This is a genomic window from Halobacillus litoralis (assembly GCF_004101865.1).
Lineage (GTDB): Bacteria > Bacillota > Bacilli > Bacillales > Halobacillaceae > Halobacillus > Halobacillus litoralis_A.
In genome coordinates this window covers 3,687,582-3,707,033 of record NZ_CP026118.1, presented here as the reverse complement: position 1 = coordinate 3,707,033, position 19,452 = coordinate 3,687,582, and the positions used below count along the sequence as shown (strand labels likewise).

The following is a 19,452-nucleotide window of genomic DNA, read 5'->3' as shown; positions in this document are numbered from 1 at the left end:
TTTCACACATATGATATATAATCATAGCATATGTTCAGCATATCGGACAAACTTCTTCCGGGTCTCCCACGATTTCTCCAATTTACGCATGTGACGGATGAGAGTGGATTCTTCCCTTAAACTTTGTCTATATCCATAAAGCCATTCCCTTAATAAATCAGCAGGGACCAGGACTCCCTCCCACCAAATATCGCGGTCTTTTATATGGGGAAAATATTTAAGTAAGGTAGACCGCTGGCTTTCTACATAAGGAAGAAATCTTTGTGCTAATTGAATGTGATCATAAATCCTCGGCCCTGTATGCAAAAGATCGAAATCGATTAACTTGATGCTTTTGTCAGGACTGATGATAAAGTTATGATGTGCCACATCCCCATGCAGCCACTCATGATTTTCCCAGGCTTTTTCTTCAATCTCCCCCCAGGGGTGAGCCGAAAACTTTTCAAGACGGTCCATCATACAAGACCTCAATTCCTGGTACATCCCTTTTTTTCTGAAGTCTGAGAAGATATCTCTCGTTTCTTCAAAGTGCTCAAGCCGTTTTTCCCATTTCACATACAGAGGGTCTTTTGGGATAGAGAGTACCGCAATTCCCTTGGTCGTCCGGTGGAATTGGTGAAGAATTTGCACGGCTTTCTTGCGGTCATTGTGATTGTCAAATTCTGCATGCCTTCCCTCTATTCTTTCGAACAAAGACCAGTCACATCCCAGCTTACTTTTCGTGTACACACCATTTTCAAACGGAAAAGGTCGGGCAGCAATTTTATATGCATAATTCCAATGTTGGAAAAACTCTATTTGCTGCTGGATGACATGTAACCTTCGATACCCTTTCAATATGAATGGCTTATTCTGAAAACGGATTTTATATACCTTGGGTTTAATCGTTTTTTCATATTCGATAGGCAGCTTTTCTTCCATTTGCAGCCAATGAAAAAGGCGATCCGTATATGAATCGCCCTTCCGTCGTTCAGCTTTCATCTACATCATCGTCCCTCCAAGGCTGTGGGAATCCTTGGTCCATTTGTTGCGGATCGCATGGTCCCATTTGAGGGTTTGGCGGACCCCATCCTTGTTTAGGCTGTTGCCCCCATCCCATCTGAGAGTTCGGCGGACCCCATCCTTGTTGAGGCTGTTGATTCCCTCCCATTTGCGGGTTCGGTGGGCCCCATCCTTGTTGAGGCTGTTGATTCCCTCCCATTTGCGGGTTCGGTGGGCCCCATCCTTGTTGAGGCTGTTGATTCCCTCCCATTTGCGGGTTCGGTGGGCCCCATCCTTGTTGTGGGGGCTGCCCCCATCCCATCGGCTGTTGCATCGGTCCATGGTGAGGCTGCTGCCAGGGTGCCTGAAAACCATGCGGTGGTCCATATCCCATCATCGGGCCATATGCTTGAGGCCCCTGCCCTTCTCCACAGCCACAGTCCGAATCTGACTGGGCGCCCTGAACCATGTCATCTCCTGAATCATCATCATCCCACATCTGCATCGGTTGTTGAGCCATGGGCTGGTGCATTGGCTGCTGATGCATCGGCATATGCATTGGCATCATGACATGGTGAGGCGGACAGCAATAGAAATCAGTATTAATGAGCTGAGGCTGCATTGGCTGCCCATATGGTTGTTGATGTTGAGGCATCGGCGCCTGCTGCATTGGTGATTGCTGTGGCATTGGTGCCTGTTGCGGCATTGGTGATTGCTGCGGCATCGGTGCATACTGTTCTCCTTTGACCTCTTCTTTTGATGCCTCGCCCTTCACTTCCTCTTTCGGTTGTTGCGGCATCGGCATTTGAGGTAAATGGAATGTTGTATAATAATTTTGCATTTGCTGATCGATACTTGGCATGGAAATCGGCATGCTCATATTAATCGGTTGCATTGGCTGCATCGGCTGCATCGGTTTTTCCATGACCCCTTTACTCACCGGCTTCTTCTCATCCTCTTTAATGGATGGAATCGGTTTTGGTGAAGTATCTTTATAAGGTGGGGCAGAAGGCATTTCCTTCTTCGGTGTTTTCGCTGTTTGTTTAGGCGCTTCTTTTTTCACTTGTTTTTTTCCTTGAGGGACTTTGATTTTCATACCCGGCATGATCATATCAGGATTGGAAAGCTGGGTATTTACAGATTTCAACTCTTCAAAGTCGACCCCATACTTTTTAGCTATCTTCCAGAGTGTATCTCCTTTTTGTACAATGTGAATTCTCACATCTGCAACTCCCTTCCTGTGATTCTAAGAAACGATAAGACAATAATAGCTTCATAACACTCTATGCAACACAAACCGAAAGATTGATGAAAAAGCCTATAATATTTTTCAAAAAATATAAACAAACCCCTGAATCCCAATTTATATCAGGATTCAGGGGTCATATTAATTATGCTTTTTGGACAGGCGTCGGAACGTCAATTTGGTAACTTGGATAAGTACCGAGGACCTTCAGCTGACATCCTAACGCCTCAAGCTCTGCCTGAACGCCAGGAAACAGGACTTGATCGTATGGTTGGTCTACATCTATTAAGAAGAAATAGTTGCCAAGACCCGTCTTCATTGGTCTTGACTCAATTTTGGATAAGTTCATTTTTCTCCAGGCAAACGCTGCCAGTACTTGATGCAATGCCCCTACATAATCCTTTGGCAGGGTGACCATGACCGTCGTCTTATGCTTGCTGACAGGATGATCTTTCACTTTCAAGGTATGGGGTGTTTTTTGAACGACAGCAAACCGTGTGTGGTTGTTGTCATAATCATGGATCTCAGCATCCAACATCTTCAAGCCATTTTCTTCTGCGGCCAGGTGATTTCCGATTGCTGCTACCCCAGGACCAGCGGAAGCAACGATTTCAGCCGCCTTTCCTGTAGAAGCTGTATATTCTAATTCCGCTCCAGGATAGTTTTTGTGCAAATACTGATGACATTGGGCAATAGCATGACTATGAGAATATACCTTTGCAATTTCTTCCCCGTGATGTTGATTATGGACAAGAAGATGCTGCTTAATGGGGACCGTAAGCTCTGCAATGATGGATTGGCTGACCTGGTGAACTAAATAGTCTATGGTCAAATGAACCGAGCCTTCAATTGCATTTTCTAATGGTACAACCCCCGTGCCTATTTCTCCACTTTCTACTGCATCCAAGCAAGCAGGAATATTATCATAGCTGACATAGGACCCTCCATCAAAAAGGGCGTCGACTGCCATTTTAGTAAAAGTACCTTTAGGCCCTAAATATCCTATCTTTTGTTCCGACATGATTTCCCCTCCAGTTAAGCTCCTGTACTTAATATTTCTACCCGATCGACAAAGTCTAACTTATGCAGTTGTTGCAAAAGTTTCTCTATACTATCAACCATTCCCGAGGTATTCAAGGAAAGAGTGACATTCGCTTTCCCTTGTAAAGGGATGGTTTGATGAATCGTAAGGACATTGCAACCTGATTCTGCCACTGTCATCAGCAAGTTCGACAATGTCCCTTTTCTATCCTCCAAATGGAAGAATAAAGTAATCATCTGTTCTTTCACCATCGCCTGAAAGGGAAAGACTGCATCCCGGTATTTATAAAAGGCGCTTCGCGACAAGCCGACCTTTTGGACAGCATCAAAAATCGATTCCACCTTGCCCCTTTCGAGCAGCGCTTTAGCATCTATCGTCTTCATCATTGCCTCAGGGAGAATATCACTACGGACTAAATAAAACTTTTCATTATAATCCGCCATAGCGGTCCCTCCCCTCGTTAATCGACAAATTCAAATTCGTAATCAAGCAGTCGAACAGTATCTCCGTCTTTAGCGCCGCGTTTCCTAAGCGCTTCATCCACACCCATGCTTCGCATTTGACGGGCGAATCGATTGATGGATTGATCTGTTGAGAAGTCTGTTCTCTTAAACAAGGATTCGATTTTTTCACCATATAAAACATAGGCTCCATCATCTGCACGCGTGATTTTAAATGGTGCTTCTTCTTTTTCATACTTGTAAATAACGCGTTCGTCTACTTCCTCCACTTGCTCTTCTTGCTTCGGAATCTGATCAAGAAGATCGGCTACTGCATATAACAATTCATCTATACCTTCTCTTTTCAAAGTAGAAATAGGATAAATCTCTACCTCTTTATCGCCTAATTGTTCTTTAAAAAATTGAAGGTGTTCTTCGGAGTCTGGCATATCCATTTTGTTCGCAATAATAATCTGCGGTCGGTTTTCAAGACGCTGATCATAAGAAGATAACTCATTGTTGATGGTCACATAATCTTCATAAGGATCGCGGCCTTCCATCCCTGACATATCTATGACGTGAAGTAATAATCTTGTCCGCTCTACATGTCGTAAGAATTGATGCCCAAGGCCTATCCCTTCATGAGCTCCCTCTATCAATCCGGGTAAGTCAGCCATAACGAAACTACGTTGATCCTGACTTTCTACAACCCCCAAATTAGGAGATAAGGTTGTAAAGTGGTAATCTGCAGTTTTGGGCTTAGCTGCGGTGACTACAGACAATAATGTCGATTTTCCTACACTTGGAAACCCTACTAATCCGACATCCGCCAACAACTTCAATTCCACGACTACATCCAATTCTTCTCCTGGTTCGCCATTTTCAGCAATTTCAGGCGCCGGGTTACGCGCACTTGTAAAACGGGCATTCCCACGACCACCACGGCCCCCTTTGGCAATAACAGCTCGCTGCTTGTGCTCAGTCAAGTCAGCAATCACTTTATCCGAATCAGCTGCTTTGACTATAGTTCCTGGTGGTACGTTGACTACCAGTGGTTCAGCATTTTTACCATGCTGCTTCTGATTCATACCATTTTGCCCTCTAGCTGCTTTAAAATGGTGCTGATAACGGAAATCCATTAATGTATTAAGACCCTCATCGACTTCAAATATGACGTTTCCACCGTCGCCGCCATCGCCGCCAGCTGGACCACCCATTGGCACATATTTTTCACGACGGTAAGCAACTAGACCATTTCCACCGTCGCCGCCTTTTACAAATACTTTGACCTGATCGACAAACATATCCATTCACCTCTTCATTCTATCGTCATCTCGATAGAAAGTTCTCTACTATCAAATATTGTTGCAATGAATCCTTCTTCGTTTAATTTCTTTTTCAAGTCAGCTGGATGACGGAAAGGGCCATCCCATTCCCAACTCATCCCCACTGCAGCTTGTCCACCTACATAAATCGTAACTGTACCTTCATAAAGTTCATCTTCTTCTATATGCCCATCCATCAGTTCCAGCATCCGTTTTGCATAAGCTTTAAGCTTATGATCATGACGGGATAAATCAACTTCTTCTTTCAAGAAATACCTGATTCGGTATGACCTATGTACCCAATTGAATGTAAACAACCAGAGGGGGAACTGTTCAGCATCACTGTTCAACAATTTCCGCTCTTCTTCCGCCTCCTCTTTCACTTCTTCAATTTGTACCATTAATCGATCCTGATTTCTTAATGAAGCATAGCCTTGAATCAGTTGAATTTGATTCATCCAGTCATGACGCTTATGTCTGAGTAGTGCAATGATTTCTTTTTCGTCCATCATTTCAGCTCCCTCGTTCACCCATAATAATAAAAAGTATAGCAAAAATTCAAGGAAACAAAAAATCTACCCGATAAACGGAGCGCATTTCATTGAAAATATATTTTTAAGAAGAAACACTGCTCTGTCTTACTTTACTATAAGACTGTGTTCTTAGATAGACTGCTTCATCTATTTATTAAAGCAGCATTGGATATAAAAAAGCCGCGCTTCTGCGAATAGCAAAGCGCGGCTTTTATGGCTACACGAACTTATTGACTTACGCTTCCTGTGCTACAGGATAAACGCTGACTTTTTTACGGTCACGTCCGTAACGTTCGAATTTAACGACACCATCCACTTTCGCGAACAATGTGTCATCTCCACCACGGCCAACGTTAGCACCTGGGTAAACCTTAGTTCCGCGTTGACGGTAAAGGATAGAACCACCAGTTACTTGTTGTCCGTCTGCACGTTTAGCTCCAAGACGTTTAGACTCGGAATCACGGCCGTTTTTTGTACTACCTACACCCTTCTTCTGGGCGAAAAACTGCAAATCAAGACGTAGCATGAGTCTTCACCTCCTTATCGATGGGAAATTTTAATATATTGATCGTAATCATGTTCAATCGTTTCCAATGACACCTGCATGCCTTCTAAAAGGGTCTGAGCTTTCGAATGATCCGGTATTTTGAGATCATCCGGCAAAGTGATTTTTATGTAACCACTTTCTCCGCCCTGTTCAACATGAGGTTCGAATTCACATAGGCTCATAATGGCATTCACTGTCCCAAAAGATACAGCTGAAACGGCTGCACATACGAGATCATGTCCATAAGGACCACTCTCTGCATGTCCGGATATTTCAAAGCCTGTGATGGAACCTTGTGAGCGAAACATAGATACATTAATCATCCGTTACGACCCTTACGCGTTGATATCTTCAACGACAAGTTTCGTGTATGGCTGACGATGACCTTGTTTACGCTTGTAGTTCTTTTTAGGCTTATATTTGAAGACAGTCAATTTCTTTTGAAGGCCTTGTTTCTCAACTTTAGCCGTTACAGAAGCACCATCAACAAAAGGAGCGCCCACTTTCGTGTTATCTCCACCTACGAAAAGAACTTTGTCAAAAGTAACAGAACCACCAGCTTCTACGTCCATTTTCTCAACGTAAATCTCCTGGCCTTTCTCAACTTTCACTTGTTTACCACCAGTTTCAATAATTGCGTACATACTTGCACCTCCTCAATTTACTAAGACTCGCCATTCAGGTACCGGAAATCGGTTTGAAAACCTGTTCTGCGCGGTTGTAGCCACGGAGTGCTACTAGAATAACAAAATAATGTTACCACAAATCAAAACAAGTTGTCAACATGATATCCGCGGCGCTGAACAGCATCCCGGATCATGTCCAAAGACCCTCCAAGCTCTATTTGATAGCTCTGGATTGTAGAATCCTGTCTAACAAACAGCTCCTGTGGAATTTTACTAGAGATCGGCTCAGAAAGCAATTGTTTTTTTATGTCGTTCAAGTCTGGATGGACAGCAACCAGATAAGCTTCTGCCTCGCTTGACGAAGCTTCCAATAAATCGCGTTCAAGACGATAAACCGATGTTTCCATTGTGAAAGATGACTCCCGCTCCTCAGCCAATAAAGAGACCGGACTCGCCCAATCCCTTTTCCTGGTCATTTCTAATAAACCCAAACGTGTGATTCCAAATACAGTCGTTTTGACAACATCTTTTTTCAATAGCTTTTTCATTTCAGAAAGCAGATGTTTTTCTTTAGAAGAATCTTTCATGGAGATAAAATCGATGATGATAATTCCGGAAATATTTCTTAATCGAATTTGCCGCTGGATTTCTTCAGCAGCCTCCATATTTACTTGAAACGCCTGAGAGTTAGAGAAAGCCTTCCCTTTATATTTGTGACTATTCACATCAATGACGGTCATCGCTTCCGTATGATCGATGACTATCTGTATACCTTTATCAAGCTCCACAATCGGTTCCGTGATCTGCTCCTCAAGTGAATTTATAGAGATAGGCATTTCCTGTGAACCATTCTTTTTCCACTCTATATTTGCAGATGCTGACGGAAATTGCTTCTTCAAGTATTGCACGACACTCGCGTCGTCCACGATTATCTTTTCCATTGAGGAGATAGGGTATCTTCTCATCAGCTGATTCGGAAGGAGAGGCTCATACCATAACAGCCCCGCCTTTTTGTCATTGTCTTTTATTATTTCTTCCCACTGTTCTTTTAATAATAAGAGTTCTTCTTCAACTACGGTAAGATCGGCTACATCAGCCGCTGTTCTGATGATTACACCTTCCATGCCTCCCAAAAAAGGACGGAGGGCCGTTTCTAGTTTTTCTTTCGATTCAGCTCCCAGCTTTTTTGAAAGTGATACTTTATTCCCGTAAGGTTGATATATAACATAAAGCCCGGGGATAGTAAGGTCTGCAGAAACCTGAGCTCCCTTATGACCAATTTCTTCTTTGATTCCCTGAACAAACAAAAATTCCCCAACCTTCACTGCTGAGGAAATTTCATCTTCACACCAAGGAATGGTTTCTTTTCGCAAAAAGGCTTCCCGTCCCACACCTATATCGATGAAGGCAGCTTGCAACCCTTGATCCACACGAATGACTTTTCCACAAAAAATAGCGCCCGAAATCACTTTCACTCCGGGCCGATCTACCACATATTCTTGGATTTTCCCTTGTTCAATGACCACACCAGTCTTTTCAGTTGTTTTTGTATGTATGAACAGCTTCCTCATAAAACCCCTCATTATAAAGCGACTTTTTGAATGTCCCTTATTCTAAGCTGAGCCTGCTTCCTTTCAAAGAAAGCTCGAAGACACTCTTGTTCATCTACTATATAGAAACGAGGCGGCTGTTTCAAGACATACTTGTGATGGCAGTTGCAGCGGATATTCTTCAAAACATCCCTGACAAGCGTGTCTTGTTCAACTTTAATATATTTCGTTTTCATTGGTGGACGCTCTTGATAAGCACAATAAAGTAAGTATCTCATCTGTGTATAGGAGCGCCTCTTCCATTCCAAACCATTTTCAATGAACAAAAAAGCGGTGAGAAGTATTGTTGCAAGAGTCCAGCGGCTTTCCAGAAACAGCCACCCACCAGCGATAAACATGATCCCCAGCGAAAACATCAGAGTGACAATTTGACTCTGACGTAAAGTTAATAGCTGATTGGAGATATAAAAGAGAAGCTTCCCTCCATCCAAAGGCCAAATCGGCAGAAGATTGAAGAGGAGGATGATGCCATTGTAAAGGACAGCCGTCGAGATTAAAGAATGCGGACCTGCTGTAAATTGAATGATGAAGAGCAGAACGAAAATCCAAACATGCTGAAACGGACCTGCAAGTATGACGTGGACTTGTTCTTTAAATGGACGCGTGTTGTGCTCTTCGCTGACCACCGCCCCACCGAAGAGCCATATTTCCATCTTTGTTATCCGCCAGTTATAATGTTTAGCCACCAAAAAATGTCCAAGTTCATGGATGAAAACGATTGAAAATATAACAATAAATTCATAGATTGCACCTGTTAAAAATGCAGAGATGGCCAGCAAAAAGAAAAGGGGGTGAATATGGATGGTTTCTCGTAATTTAAGAACCTTCATTCACTTTAATGACCTGTACTGGGTCTAAGAAAGTATCGTCTTTCTCAATCGCAAAGAAAAATTCAGCCGCCTGCCCCTCTTCCGGTTTCACAGAACCTAATGCATTCTCTGTTTGCACATGCTCGTATAAGTGAACGTCAATCGACGATAAATAGCCATAGGTGGTTTTGCTGCCATCTTCATGTTGAATGATTACCGTCTTGGACGTGTCTGGATCATTGCCCGCAAAAATCACCGTTCCGGCACGAATAGCCTTGACCTGCGAATCGTTTTCAGTGGTCATAATAATTCCTTTTCCATCCTTTTGAAAAGAAGTGGTCACTGTACCATTGACTGGCATCGCCAAAGCCTCTTGTTCTCCCTCATTTTCCGGCTGAATCACCTGGAGAGGGTCTCCAAAACGATCGCTGTACCATGTCGTCACTTTGGCAAAGGGAAATTCATCTTGCATTTGGCTTGCCGCCCAATCTCCTGGTCCATTTAATAAAGCAAAGTCAGTATTTTTGCCTAAAGCTACAATAGCAAAGAGCATTACAGCTAAGAGCAATTGCCACGCAAATTGGCTTGTTCCCTTTGAAGTTTGTGTTATCGGTTCTTTTTTCTTTCCATACCCTGTTACTAATGGAGGGTATCCATGCATCTCTTCATCTTGGGGGGGAGAAAAACTTGGAGGAGAATTAGACCCTTGTCCATTAATTTTCCTCTTTTTACGATCTGCTATATTCTTTCGTACGTCGCGTATATTTCTTTTCACAATTAATCCCCTCTCTATTCCCGTCTTTTTCTATCAGTCTATGGGACGAGGGTACGAAATATTATTCTTTTATCAGAAGTAAAGATAAACAGCCCGGAACAATAGCGCATGCTCCCGGTCATCCCAGACAAAAATATTAATAAATAACAGAAATACAAAAAGGACCTGCCACAGTAATAACAGGTCCTTGCTCTTTTATTAAGTCCGCATCCCGAAGAATCGTTTCACTTTGGCGAATACGCCTTTGTTTTCATCAAGGTTCATAAGGGGTACCGTTTCCCCTAAAATACGCCTCGCGATGTTACGGTATGCCAGAGAAGCTTTTGAATTCGGCTTCATGGCTACTGGCTCACCACTATTAGAAGCCTTAATGACAGCATCGTCATCGATAACGATTCCAACCAAATCAATGCTAAGTACATTGACGATTTCCTCTACATCAAGCATATCGCCACTTTTCATCATGTGATTACGTATACGATTGATGACCAGTTTTGGCGACTCGATTTCTTCCTGTTCCAGAAGACCGATGATGCGATCAGCATCACGCACGCTTGATTTTTCAGGTGTCGTCACGACGATCGCTTTATCTGCCCCAGCCACAGCGTTCTTATAGCCTTGCTCTATACCAGCAGGACAATCGATGACAATGTAATCGTAGTCCTGTTTCAGCTCATCTACAATAGCTTTGACTCCTTCAGGGGTCACTTCCGACTTATCCGAAGTCTGGGCAGCCGGAAGTAAATGAAGGCAGTCAAACCGCTTGTCCGTTATCAAAGCCTGCTTTGTTTTACATCGCTCATTGACTACATCCACGATATCATATATGATGCGATTTTCCAGGCCCATTACAACATCAAGGTTTCTGAGACCGATATCAGTATCAACGAGACAAACCTTTTTATTCTGTAAGGCCAAAGCGGTCCCCAGATTGGCAGTAGTTGTCGTTTTCCCAACCCCTCCCTTTCCGGAGGTAATCACTATCGCTTCACCCATTGATCATTCTCCTTTCAAAACTGACGAGATCCGGTCTGATTTTTACAACTTCTTGTAAGCGCTCAATTCGGATTTTCTCATGTGTGTCATCTATGAATCCACATTCCATATAGACGCCTTCCGACTCATAGTCAGGTGAACGACTCAATTGATCTGCAATCCTCAACTGGCTCGGCTGCATGTAAGATGCGGCCACCACAGCTTTTTTATCCCCTTCGTAACCTGCATGAGCAATCCCTCTCAAGCTGCCCATGATGAAGATATTACCTGTGGCATTCACTTGCCCACCAGGATTGACATCACCGATCAGTAATAAATCGCCACGCACTTCTACCAATTGTCCTGACCTTATGGTTTTGGCCACTGGTGTGATTTCCGTATTTTCTTTCCACTCCAAGGCCTCATCTTTAGTAAGAACCTCTGATTCAATACGGTCGACCACAAGCTTTTGCTTCTCACGAACAACAGAAGCAAGCTCTTCTTTTTGGTCTTCAGTCAAGTATCGTTTCCCCAATTGAATCGTTACACGAATCATCGGTTGTTCGTCAGTGATTCCATTCTGAGCCAACATTTCTTGCAACTCTTTTATTATGGAGTCAAAAGAGCATTGATCGTCTAAACGCAACGTCAATCCATCCCTTGTCCCCTTTATCATGATTTTCTGACCATTTGCCGCCATAGGCTTTCACCTCAAACCTTAGACATTTCCATCATTCTAAGCATTATTGATTTCCTCGGACCAATAGTGGACGCGCTCCTTCACTAATGGGTAAAGCAGGATGAAAAAAATCATATTCGCTGCCAAGGTCGGTAATAACCTTAACAAAGCGTAAGTTCCCCAAGACAAAGAAGTAATTTGCACAAAGGAATAAATGACATATAACAGCGTATCTGCCAACGCAACTCCCACAATGGCCAGTAAAGAGGCCGCTATGAAATTCGCATGAAGCGATTTATTTATGCCATGAATGATATAGATAACAAGTGCATAGGTCACCATATAAACCCCCAACACACCTGTGTAGACCACATCAATCAGTAAACCGAAGGCAAGACCATACCAGACCGCGTGATAGGTCTCATCTCTATCAAAAAATATAGCGATGATAAAAAGAAAAATCAATACCCAGTGAGGTGTGATCAACAAATCAGAATAAACTAGGTTTGCTGGCAACATGCTCATTGCCATCCCCTGCATGACGAGAAGAAACAAGCAAATCAGAGCAATTACATAACGACTCATTATTCATCGCCCTCACTTGGACTTTTGTCTTCTACTGTTTCCACAGCACGATCAACAACCATCACATGATTAATATCGAACAAATCAGCAAAAGGCTCGACATATGCCGTTTTGGTCAGGCCGAACTGATCATTCGTCACTTCTTCGACTGTACCGATTCGAAGGTTACTCGGAAAAACTCCGCCCAATCCAGAAGAAATAACTGTGTCTCCAGGTTTAAGTTCTTCTTCAAGTTTGATGCCCTCCAAAAGAAGTTGTCCTGTTTCATCGTCGTAACCCTCAATCAAGCCGAATGCTTCATCCTGACCTTCCCGGACTACCCATGAAGAAATTTTATTCGAACGATCAAAGCCGCTTAAAAGCTGCACAGTAGAATGAAATGCGCCTGCAGACTTAACCTTACCGACCAGTCCGTCACTCGTCATAACCGCCATATCTTTTTCAATGCCATGCTCTTCACCTTTATTAATCGTCATTTGCTCAAACCATCGATCAGAACTTCTGGCGATTACTGTAGCTTGAATCGGCGAATAGTCGCTCAAACCTTCCGTTTTTTCTAAAGTCTCACGTAATTCGCTATTTTCACTTTTCAAGCGCTGATTATCTTGTATGACTCCCTTATACTCAGACAATCGGGCTTTCAATACTTGATTCTGCTCATAGACTTCGAACATGTCCTGAATATTTTCTATCGTATTATCTACAAGACTTACCGGCTTATGGAAGATCGTCTGCATCCAACCGACTGAATCTTGCAGGAATTTCTCAGGAGTGCTTAACGAATCCCGATCACGGATCGAATAGCCGATCAGTGCAACAAGTAAAATAAAACCTACCAATACAACCATCAGTCTTTTTCTACGAAATAATGAAGGCATAACTTACTCGCCTAATCCATTTTAGCTCGACTTGCCACATTTGGCTGAGAGCGGAAATGATGGATGTATTCCAAAGATTTACCTGTACCTATGGCCACACAATCGAGAGGCTCGTCGGCTATAAATACCGGCATATTTGTTTCATCACTGATGACTGTATCGATGTTCTTGAGCAATGCGCCTCCCCCAGTCAAAACTATGCCGCGTTCCATAATATCAGCAGCCAGTTCTGGAGGTGTTTTTTCTAATGTATTTTTCACGGTTTCAATGATGGAATCGACGGTATCTTTCATAGCACCTACAATTTCATCACTTTTGATTGTGATGGTTTTCGGGAGACCTGTAAGTAAATCGCGTCCTCTTATATCCATTTCGTCAATCTCGTTCACTTCTCCTGCTCCACCAAGTTCCATCTTCGTTTCTTCAGCGGTACGTTCCCCGATCATCAGATTGTAACGCTTACGGACATGTTGGATGATACTATCATCCATTTCATCCCCCGCAATACGGATAGACTGACTTGTGACAATTCCGCCGAGGGAGATGATCGCTACTTCTGTAGTTCCTCCACCAATATCGACTACCATACTTCCGGTCGGTTCCCATACAGGAAGCCCTGCTCCAATAGCGGCAGCAAAAGGCTCAGCAATCGGATATGCTTCTTTTGCCCCTGCTTGCTTGGTAGCATCTATGACTGCTCTTTCTTCCACCATCGTAATTCCAGAGGGTACACAGACCATTACATTCGGTTTACTAGCGAAAGACGACCTTGTTTTGAGTGCCTTCCTAATATAATATTTCATCATTTGAGCTGTTGTATCATAATCAGCAATCACTCCGTCTTTCATCGGACGGATGACATTTATGTAGCCTGGTGTACGGCCGATCATGTTCCTTGCATCATTACCAACGGCCTCAATTTCACCGGTTTGTGTATTTTTAGCTACTACAGAGGGTTCTCTTACAATGACCCCTTTATTCTTCAAAAAAACTAGTGTATTCGCAGTTCCCAAATCAATTCCTAAATCTTGAGAGAATCCAAAAATCCCCAATAATATCTTCCTTTCTAAAAGCCCGCTTTCTCTCAGACGGGTTAAGCATCCCCATTATTATCATGATTAGAAGAAGCGCCAATTTATAAGAAATCTCCTATAAATGGCGCCTTTCTATTCCATCTATTCAATTATACGAAAAATCTACAAAAATAGATAGTGGTACAACTATCATATGCTCGTTTTTTTGAAGTTCGTCTTCCTCAGCTTTCATTACGTTGAGCAACTCTTATCCCCTTATGAGTGTATATAGCTTCTTTTCACTCATTCATTTCTTCCTTTTATGAGATTTATGTGAAGTTTCCAGATTTCTCATCTTTCAATATACGTAACTAATAGCTTGCATTTACGATGCCAGTCACGCAGACCACAAATTAACCTTAATCTCCCTGGGTTTTATGATGCAACTTTGTGAATCAGTAAAATTAAATTGAGGCATATGGAAGAATTCGATATAAATAATAAATAAAATCCCTTCTCTATCTGATTTATATAGAGAAGGGATGCTGTTAGTATTTAAGTTCATAAGCTCTTATAGGATTGATCATTAAACAGCACTCATACTCTGGTAAGCATCAGGGAGATCATAGAAACATTACAGGTATCCTTTTTCTTTCAAGCTGATGAATTTTCGGTCACCGATCACTAAATGATCGAGCAATTCGATCCCGATCATTTTTCCACATTCTTTCAAACGCCTTGTCACTTGGATATCTTCTTGAGAAGGTGTCGGGTCTCCTGAGGGATGGTTGTGGGCACATATGATTGAGGCAGCAGATCGTTTTACAGCCTCTTTAAAGTAGGGTAAGCACCCGGCGCCTTGCTTAGTTACCTTAGCAGGTTTCCGAGAACTTCCCTCCAAACCGTACGTACTCCTCTCAGAGTATACGGCTTTCCATTTATCAATCTAACTTTCCATTGTGTAAATCAAGGTGGCATTTCACACACATTGCAATAGTCTTGCGATTTCTTGCAATCATGAATTGTTCCCATCGTTTCTTGCCTTTCAAATTCTTGAGCTTGTTGACATGATGCATCTCCAATGGAACATTTTCTTCACCACACCACTCACACTTTTCAGCTAAAAGGCGTTCAATGAGACTTGTTCTGCCACCGTAAACGATTGTATTTTCGATTATATCCATTGACTGTTTTTTGATTTCCGAGTTCTTTTCCATTCGCTGTTCCGTAAAATAGGCAATTTTAGGACCATCCTTCGTTATATAACGTATACCTAATTTCCCGTTTATTTTAAATTTTGTAATAATTTTGCTGACGGTACTTTTGTATTTATTGGCATACGTTTTAATCATACTGTATTTCATTGTTTGCCTAAAAGACTGAAGGACATGATCATTACTTGCTAGGCGATAGTAATTATATAATCCCTCAATCTCCGCATTATACGTACGAAGAATTTCAAGGTCATCATTATGCACTAGATAGGGACGATGAACAGGTTTCCAGCCGCTGTTACTGCCAATTTTCAATGCACCTAAATCGATGAGTTTTTTGATGTATTTTTCATGAGGAACGAATATTTTTGTTTGATAGTTAAACTTTCGTTTCTTTGTGCCATTTGGCATTTTCATTCTGTGCCAATCTCTTGCTACTCGTATATTGTATCCTAAAAATCTAGCGTTTTTATCACTATATGTTATCAACGTTTTTTCAGCACTCAATTCCAACTTGAGTTTTTCTGCAAGGGATTCTGTTAAATCTATCTTGATTTGTTCAGCTTCCTTTTTACTACCAATGACACCGATAATAAAATCATCCGCGTACCTTATATATTTCATTCTACGATAGTTTGGGTCAAAAAGGTCTTTGCTATGATGGCTTTGCAGTTTTTTGTACAGAGCTTTTAATTCTCCAAGCCTTTCAGCTTTTTCTTCTTTGGTTAGTCGTTCCCAATCACGTTTATTTTTACTTTTACAATGATTAATTTTTGATGCTAGGTTATGATAAACCAGATTATGCCTACGTTTTTCACCTTTGATAAAGGATTCCGCATATCCTTCAGCGTATTTATCTAATTCATGCAGATAAATATTCGAAAGTAACGGACTAATGATTCCACCTTGGGGTGTCCCACTGTAGGTTTTATGAAAAGTCCAATCTTCTACATAACCTGCCCTTAAGAATTTCCAAATTAAATTAATTAATTTTTCATCCTTAATGCGCTTCCGTAAAAGTCCAACTAATACATGATGGTCAATGTTATCAAAGAAACCTTTTATGTCACCTTCAATAAACCATCTCGTACCCGTAAAAGTATTGCGTATTTCTTTTAAGGCAGTGTGACAGCTACGATTTGGTCGAAAACCATGTGAATGATTTGAAAATTGAGGTTCGTAGATACTTTCTAAAATTCGCCGAACAACCTCTTGCACTAGTTTATCCTCAAAAGTCGGAATACCCAAAGGTCGTGTTTTACCGTTTTTCTTTGGAATATATGTTCTGCGTGCTGGATTTGGTTGATATGTTTGTTCCTTTAGTTTTTCGATTAAACGCTCGATTCTTTCTAAACTCATACCATCGATTGTGTCATTGTTAACACCTTTTGTGTTACTCCCTTTATTAGGGTGAAGCTTGGCATAGGCTTCTAGATAGAACTCGATATTATACAGATTTCGATATAATCTTTCGAAGATATACGTATCATCTTGTGCTTTGAAAGTTAGACTGTTTAACACTACTTTTGGATTTCTCATGGAGCCTCACGCTCCTTCCCAATTTGGTAATTAAACCAGATAAACTGTTCTCCTTCGCCATGTGATAGGCTTTCCCTATCTCGGACTACTACGAGAACTCCGTTGCCATATCGGATATTCAGACACAGTTGTCATAGCCATATTTGGCATTCCAACATAGGCAATCCCCATTTAGATATATAGAAACATAGCATTTCATAGTTTCGGATGTGACTTTCACTCGTTTCTTCGATATAGAAGTTGGACGAAGTAGTATCACTTCATGTTTCTCGAAGTTTTTAAGAAACATGCTTACTTCATACAGCGTTAATCGTTACCTCCCGCTGAAGGTCCCCGTGGTCCTCCTTGAGCTATCATTCAAGCAATTCAGCTTTCATCCTTGTCTACGAACTTTCATCTCGCCATTCAGTCGTTCCTTGGTAACTAGGAAACTTATGGCTTTGCCAACATGCTACACTCACCGCTTGGTTTCCTTCACGGATAAGTTGGCTGATGATAGGGTATTGAATGTGATATTTCCCTACTGTTTTGCCAAAACAGATTTTCTAAATGCCCTTATGGGCGCACAACTTCCCTGGGGTGGACGATGGAAGCATTCAAACTGCCAATGAAGATCGTTTGTCGGTGAAGCACTTGATTCTTCGTATTTAAAAACAAGCAGATAAAATGTTCTTGTTTCAAGCCGCGCATTTCTTCCATGACGAAGTCGGCTCCATCTTCCGGACTTCTGATCATATACCTTTCAACCGGTTTCATTTTCTGCATTCTTTTTCCCATTTCAATTGCGGACATGATCAATACAGCCTTCGCCACACCGATTCCTCTGATTGCCGTCAATTCTTCAATTGTCGCATCTTTCAGTAATACGATCCCCTCAAAATGAACCAATAAACGGTTGGCAAGTTCCATTACTGATTCCTGTTTAGTACCGCTCCCTAACAAAATCGCAAGAAGTTCTTGATTCGATAAATGGGTGGCACCCAAATCTAAGAGCCGCTCCCTGGGACGATCTTCTCTCGGAACATCCTTGATCATGATGCTTGTGTGAGACAAATTTTCCAGCTTCCTTTCCTACTGATTCCCCATGTAAAAGAAATCAGCCTGAAGAAACGTTAAATGTTCTCAATTCACGGGAAACCCTGGAAATCGGCAATCCGACTACACTGTAATAGTCTCCATCAATTTTTTCTACAAACAAGGCTCCTTTCCCCTGAATACCATAAGCACCTGCTTTATCCCAAATTTCACCAGTTGATAAGTACCACTCAATCTCGTTGTCTGACAAGTCATAAAAAGTAACATCTGTTTGCACAAAAAACGTACATGATTCCTCATTTGTCCGCAAATAAACACCTGTGAACACCTCATGTGTCCGCCCACTTAGTTGTTGCAAATAAGAACGGGCATCAGAAAAGTTCGCAGGCTTCCCTAAAATTCGCCCATCAACTGAAACAACAGTGTCAGAAGTGAGTAAAACCTCATCCTCTAATAATTCTATCGATTCACTTTTCACCTGTGATAAATGAAGGACCGCCTCTTCAGGAGTCATACCTTCTTCAATTACTTCCTCCACTTCTGAGCTTCTTACTACAAAACGATACCCAGCCAATTCCAACAATTCTTTTCTTCTTGGTGATTGAGAACCTAAAACTAAGTTGCACACTCTAAAGACATCCTTTCTTCACATGGGGTTAATTCTATTTTACAAGAATTCATATAATACCAGGGTAAAGCAAAGCAGCAGTTTCATAAAAGAAACCAAATAAAAAAGGGAGTACTATTTAAAGAAACTCCCTTTTCTATCCATGGATCGTACAAGTATCGTTTATTCAAGCGATTTTGCAACTTTCAACCAATTAACGTTCGTATCGTCTTGTGCTTCCCATTCCGAGAGAGCTTGCGCAAGCGGAGTGTTTTTCCCAATTTCTTCCATCACTTTCTGTCGATCGCTTTCTGAAAAGTCTCCTAGTGAATGAGCATCTAAATGTTGATAAACCTTATCCGGCACCTGCTTTTCTACATTTACTACCCACGGTTTCACATATGTTTCAATGCTTTCAGCCGCCAGTTCGCTTGCAATAAGATCTGCTTCTTGTTTAGTAGCCCCGCTCCCTACATATAAATAAAATTGCCCGTCTCTTTCCCATACAACAGAAGAAACCGATTGAGCTGTCAAACGACTCTTCCATTCCAACGCTTTCGTTTCTGTAGAAAAAGCCCCTGCCTGGACTATATACGCGTTAAATGTTTGAAGAGCACCTACGGGAAGCGAATCTGGACTATTTTCTGCGGTTTGCTGTTCACCAGGACTCGTAACTGGCATGGTGTCATTTGCCTGGCTGCCCATGGAGGTATCATCTGTCAGCGATACGAACATGCGTAAGAGCAGAAAACCGAGTCCAAGACTTACGAATAAAGCAGTGAGCGACGTCGCAATCAATGGTTTAAAAGAAGAGAAATACTTTTTCTTCTTTTTCAAAGGAAGCTGGTAAACGGGAGTGGACGGCCGCTGCTCGTCCTTTTTCTCTTCAGCGGCGGCCGCTTGTTCACTTTGCGTCCTTACAACTTCCCGTTTCGAGTCTTTCTGATGTTCATTTCGGAATGAAATTGATATTTTCTTTTTGGAATCCATGGA

The 19,452-nt window shown here is 42.0% G+C and carries 19 protein-coding genes, 3 pseudogenes and 1 other annotated feature; all 22 genes and pseudogenes read right to left on the bottom strand.

Annotated features, from left to right (window positions below; translation table 11 throughout):
* Window positions 1–21 precede the first annotated feature (21 nt).
* On the bottom strand, window positions 22–981 hold the full coding sequence (locus HLI_RS18280) for a phosphotransferase (protein WP_128526339.1): 960 nt from the start codon (window positions 979–981) through the stop codon (window positions 22–24).
* 1,074 nt (window positions 982–2,055) lie between these two features.
* Window positions 2,056–2,203: pseudogene (gene safA, locus HLI_RS22295) on the bottom strand (SafA/ExsA family spore coat assembly protein); the annotation flags it as partial.
* A gap of 169 nt (window positions 2,204–2,372) precedes the next feature.
* Window positions 2,373–3,248 carry a prephenate dehydratase gene (gene pheA, locus HLI_RS18270; RefSeq protein WP_128526337.1) on the bottom strand — a complete coding sequence of 292 codons (876 nt, stop codon included), beginning with the start codon at window positions 3,246–3,248 and terminating at the stop codon, window positions 2,373–2,375.
* A gap of 14 nt (window positions 3,249–3,262) precedes the next feature.
* The gene (locus HLI_RS18265) at window positions 3,263–3,712 is read right to left on the bottom strand and encodes an ACT domain-containing protein (protein ID WP_128526336.1); all 450 of its coding nucleotides are present in this window, start codon (window positions 3,710–3,712) and stop codon (window positions 3,263–3,265) included.
* 17 nt (window positions 3,713–3,729) lie between these two features.
* Window positions 3,730–5,013, bottom strand: coding sequence for a GTPase ObgE (gene obgE / locus HLI_RS18260; RefSeq protein ID WP_128526335.1), 1,284 nt, complete (start codon window positions 5,011–5,013; stop codon window positions 3,730–3,732).
* A gap of 14 nt (window positions 5,014–5,027) precedes the next feature.
* On the bottom strand, window positions 5,028–5,543 hold the full coding sequence (locus HLI_RS18255) for a Spo0B domain-containing protein (RefSeq protein ID WP_128526334.1): 516 nt from the start codon (window positions 5,541–5,543) through the stop codon (window positions 5,028–5,030).
* 259 nt (window positions 5,544–5,802) lie between these two features.
* Window positions 5,803–6,093 (bottom strand): 50S ribosomal protein L27, encoded by a 291-nt coding sequence (gene rpmA, locus HLI_RS18250; protein ID WP_035546444.1) that lies wholly within the window; start codon window positions 6,091–6,093, stop codon window positions 5,803–5,805.
* Window positions 6,094–6,107: 14 nt separating this feature from the next.
* Window positions 6,108–6,437, bottom strand: a complete 330-nt coding sequence (locus tag HLI_RS18245; RefSeq protein ID WP_128526333.1) for a ribosomal-processing cysteine protease Prp — start codon at window positions 6,435–6,437, stop codon at window positions 6,108–6,110.
* A 12-nt stretch (window positions 6,438–6,449) separates the two neighbouring features.
* On the bottom strand, window positions 6,450–6,758 hold the full coding sequence (gene rplU, locus HLI_RS18240; protein ID WP_128526332.1) for a 50S ribosomal protein L21: 309 nt from the start codon (window positions 6,756–6,758) through the stop codon (window positions 6,450–6,452).
* A gap of 13 nt (window positions 6,759–6,771) precedes the next feature.
* Window positions 6,772–6,844, bottom strand: a sequence feature (ribosomal protein L21 leader region).
* Between the two features lie 36 nt (window positions 6,845–6,880).
* Window positions 6,881–8,311: a ribonuclease E/G gene (locus tag HLI_RS18235; protein ID WP_164908600.1), complete on the bottom strand. Its 1,431-nt coding sequence runs from the start codon at window positions 8,309–8,311 to the stop codon at window positions 6,881–6,883.
* Window positions 8,312–8,322: 11 nt separating this feature from the next.
* Window positions 8,323–9,180 carry a site-2 protease family protein gene (locus HLI_RS18230; protein ID WP_128526330.1) on the bottom strand — a complete coding sequence of 286 codons (858 nt, stop codon included), beginning with the start codon at window positions 9,178–9,180 and terminating at the stop codon, window positions 8,323–8,325.
* On the bottom strand, window positions 9,167–9,934 hold the full coding sequence (locus HLI_RS18225) for a M23 family metallopeptidase (RefSeq protein ID WP_128526329.1): 768 nt from the start codon (window positions 9,932–9,934) through the stop codon (window positions 9,167–9,169). The genes HLI_RS18230 and HLI_RS18225 overlap by 14 nt, the downstream gene beginning before the upstream one ends.
* 198 nt (window positions 9,935–10,132) lie before the next feature.
* Window positions 10,133–10,930, bottom strand: coding sequence for a septum site-determining protein MinD (minD, locus tag HLI_RS18220; protein ID WP_128526328.1), 798 nt, complete (start codon window positions 10,928–10,930; stop codon window positions 10,133–10,135).
* On the bottom strand, window positions 10,923–11,609 hold the full coding sequence (gene minC / locus HLI_RS18215) for a septum site-determining protein MinC (protein ID WP_128526327.1): 687 nt from the start codon (window positions 11,607–11,609) through the stop codon (window positions 10,923–10,925). Before minC ends, minD begins: the two co-directional genes overlap by 8 nt.
* Before the next feature lie 36 nt (window positions 11,610–11,645).
* Entirely contained in the window at window positions 11,646–12,173 is a 528-nt protein-coding gene (gene mreD, locus HLI_RS18210) for a rod shape-determining protein MreD (RefSeq protein ID WP_128526326.1), read from the bottom strand.
* Window positions 12,173–13,051 carry a rod shape-determining protein MreC gene (mreC, locus tag HLI_RS18205; RefSeq protein ID WP_128526325.1) on the bottom strand — a complete coding sequence of 293 codons (879 nt, stop codon included), beginning with the start codon at window positions 13,049–13,051 and terminating at the stop codon, window positions 12,173–12,175. Before mreC ends, mreD begins: the two co-directional genes overlap by 1 nt.
* Before the next feature lie 11 nt (window positions 13,052–13,062).
* Window positions 13,063–14,103 (bottom strand): rod shape-determining protein, encoded by a 1,041-nt coding sequence (locus HLI_RS18200; RefSeq protein WP_277750296.1) that lies wholly within the window; start codon window positions 14,101–14,103, stop codon window positions 13,063–13,065.
* A gap of 595 nt (window positions 14,104–14,698) precedes the next feature.
* Window positions 14,699–14,902 (bottom strand): annotated as a pseudogene (locus HLI_RS18195) (JAB domain-containing protein); the annotation flags it as partial.
* 103 nt (window positions 14,903–15,005) lie between these two features.
* Window positions 15,006–16,817, bottom strand: coding sequence for a group II intron reverse transcriptase/maturase (gene ltrA / locus HLI_RS18190; protein WP_128526324.1), 1,812 nt, complete (start codon window positions 16,815–16,817; stop codon window positions 15,006–15,008).
* A 561-nt stretch (window positions 16,818–17,378) separates the two neighbouring features.
* A pseudogene (radC, locus tag HLI_RS18185) lies at window positions 17,379–17,852 on the bottom strand (RadC family protein); the annotation flags it as partial.
* Window positions 17,853–17,913: 61 nt separating this feature from the next.
* Window positions 17,914–18,480 carry a Maf family protein gene (locus tag HLI_RS18180; protein ID WP_128526323.1) on the bottom strand — a complete coding sequence of 189 codons (567 nt, stop codon included), beginning with the start codon at window positions 18,478–18,480 and terminating at the stop codon, window positions 17,914–17,916.
* A 162-nt stretch (window positions 18,481–18,642) separates the two neighbouring features.
* Window positions 18,643–19,449: an SPOR domain-containing protein gene (locus tag HLI_RS18175; RefSeq protein WP_128526322.1), complete on the bottom strand. Its 807-nt coding sequence runs from the start codon at window positions 19,447–19,449 to the stop codon at window positions 18,643–18,645.
* Between the last annotated feature and the right edge of the window lie 3 nt (window positions 19,450–19,452).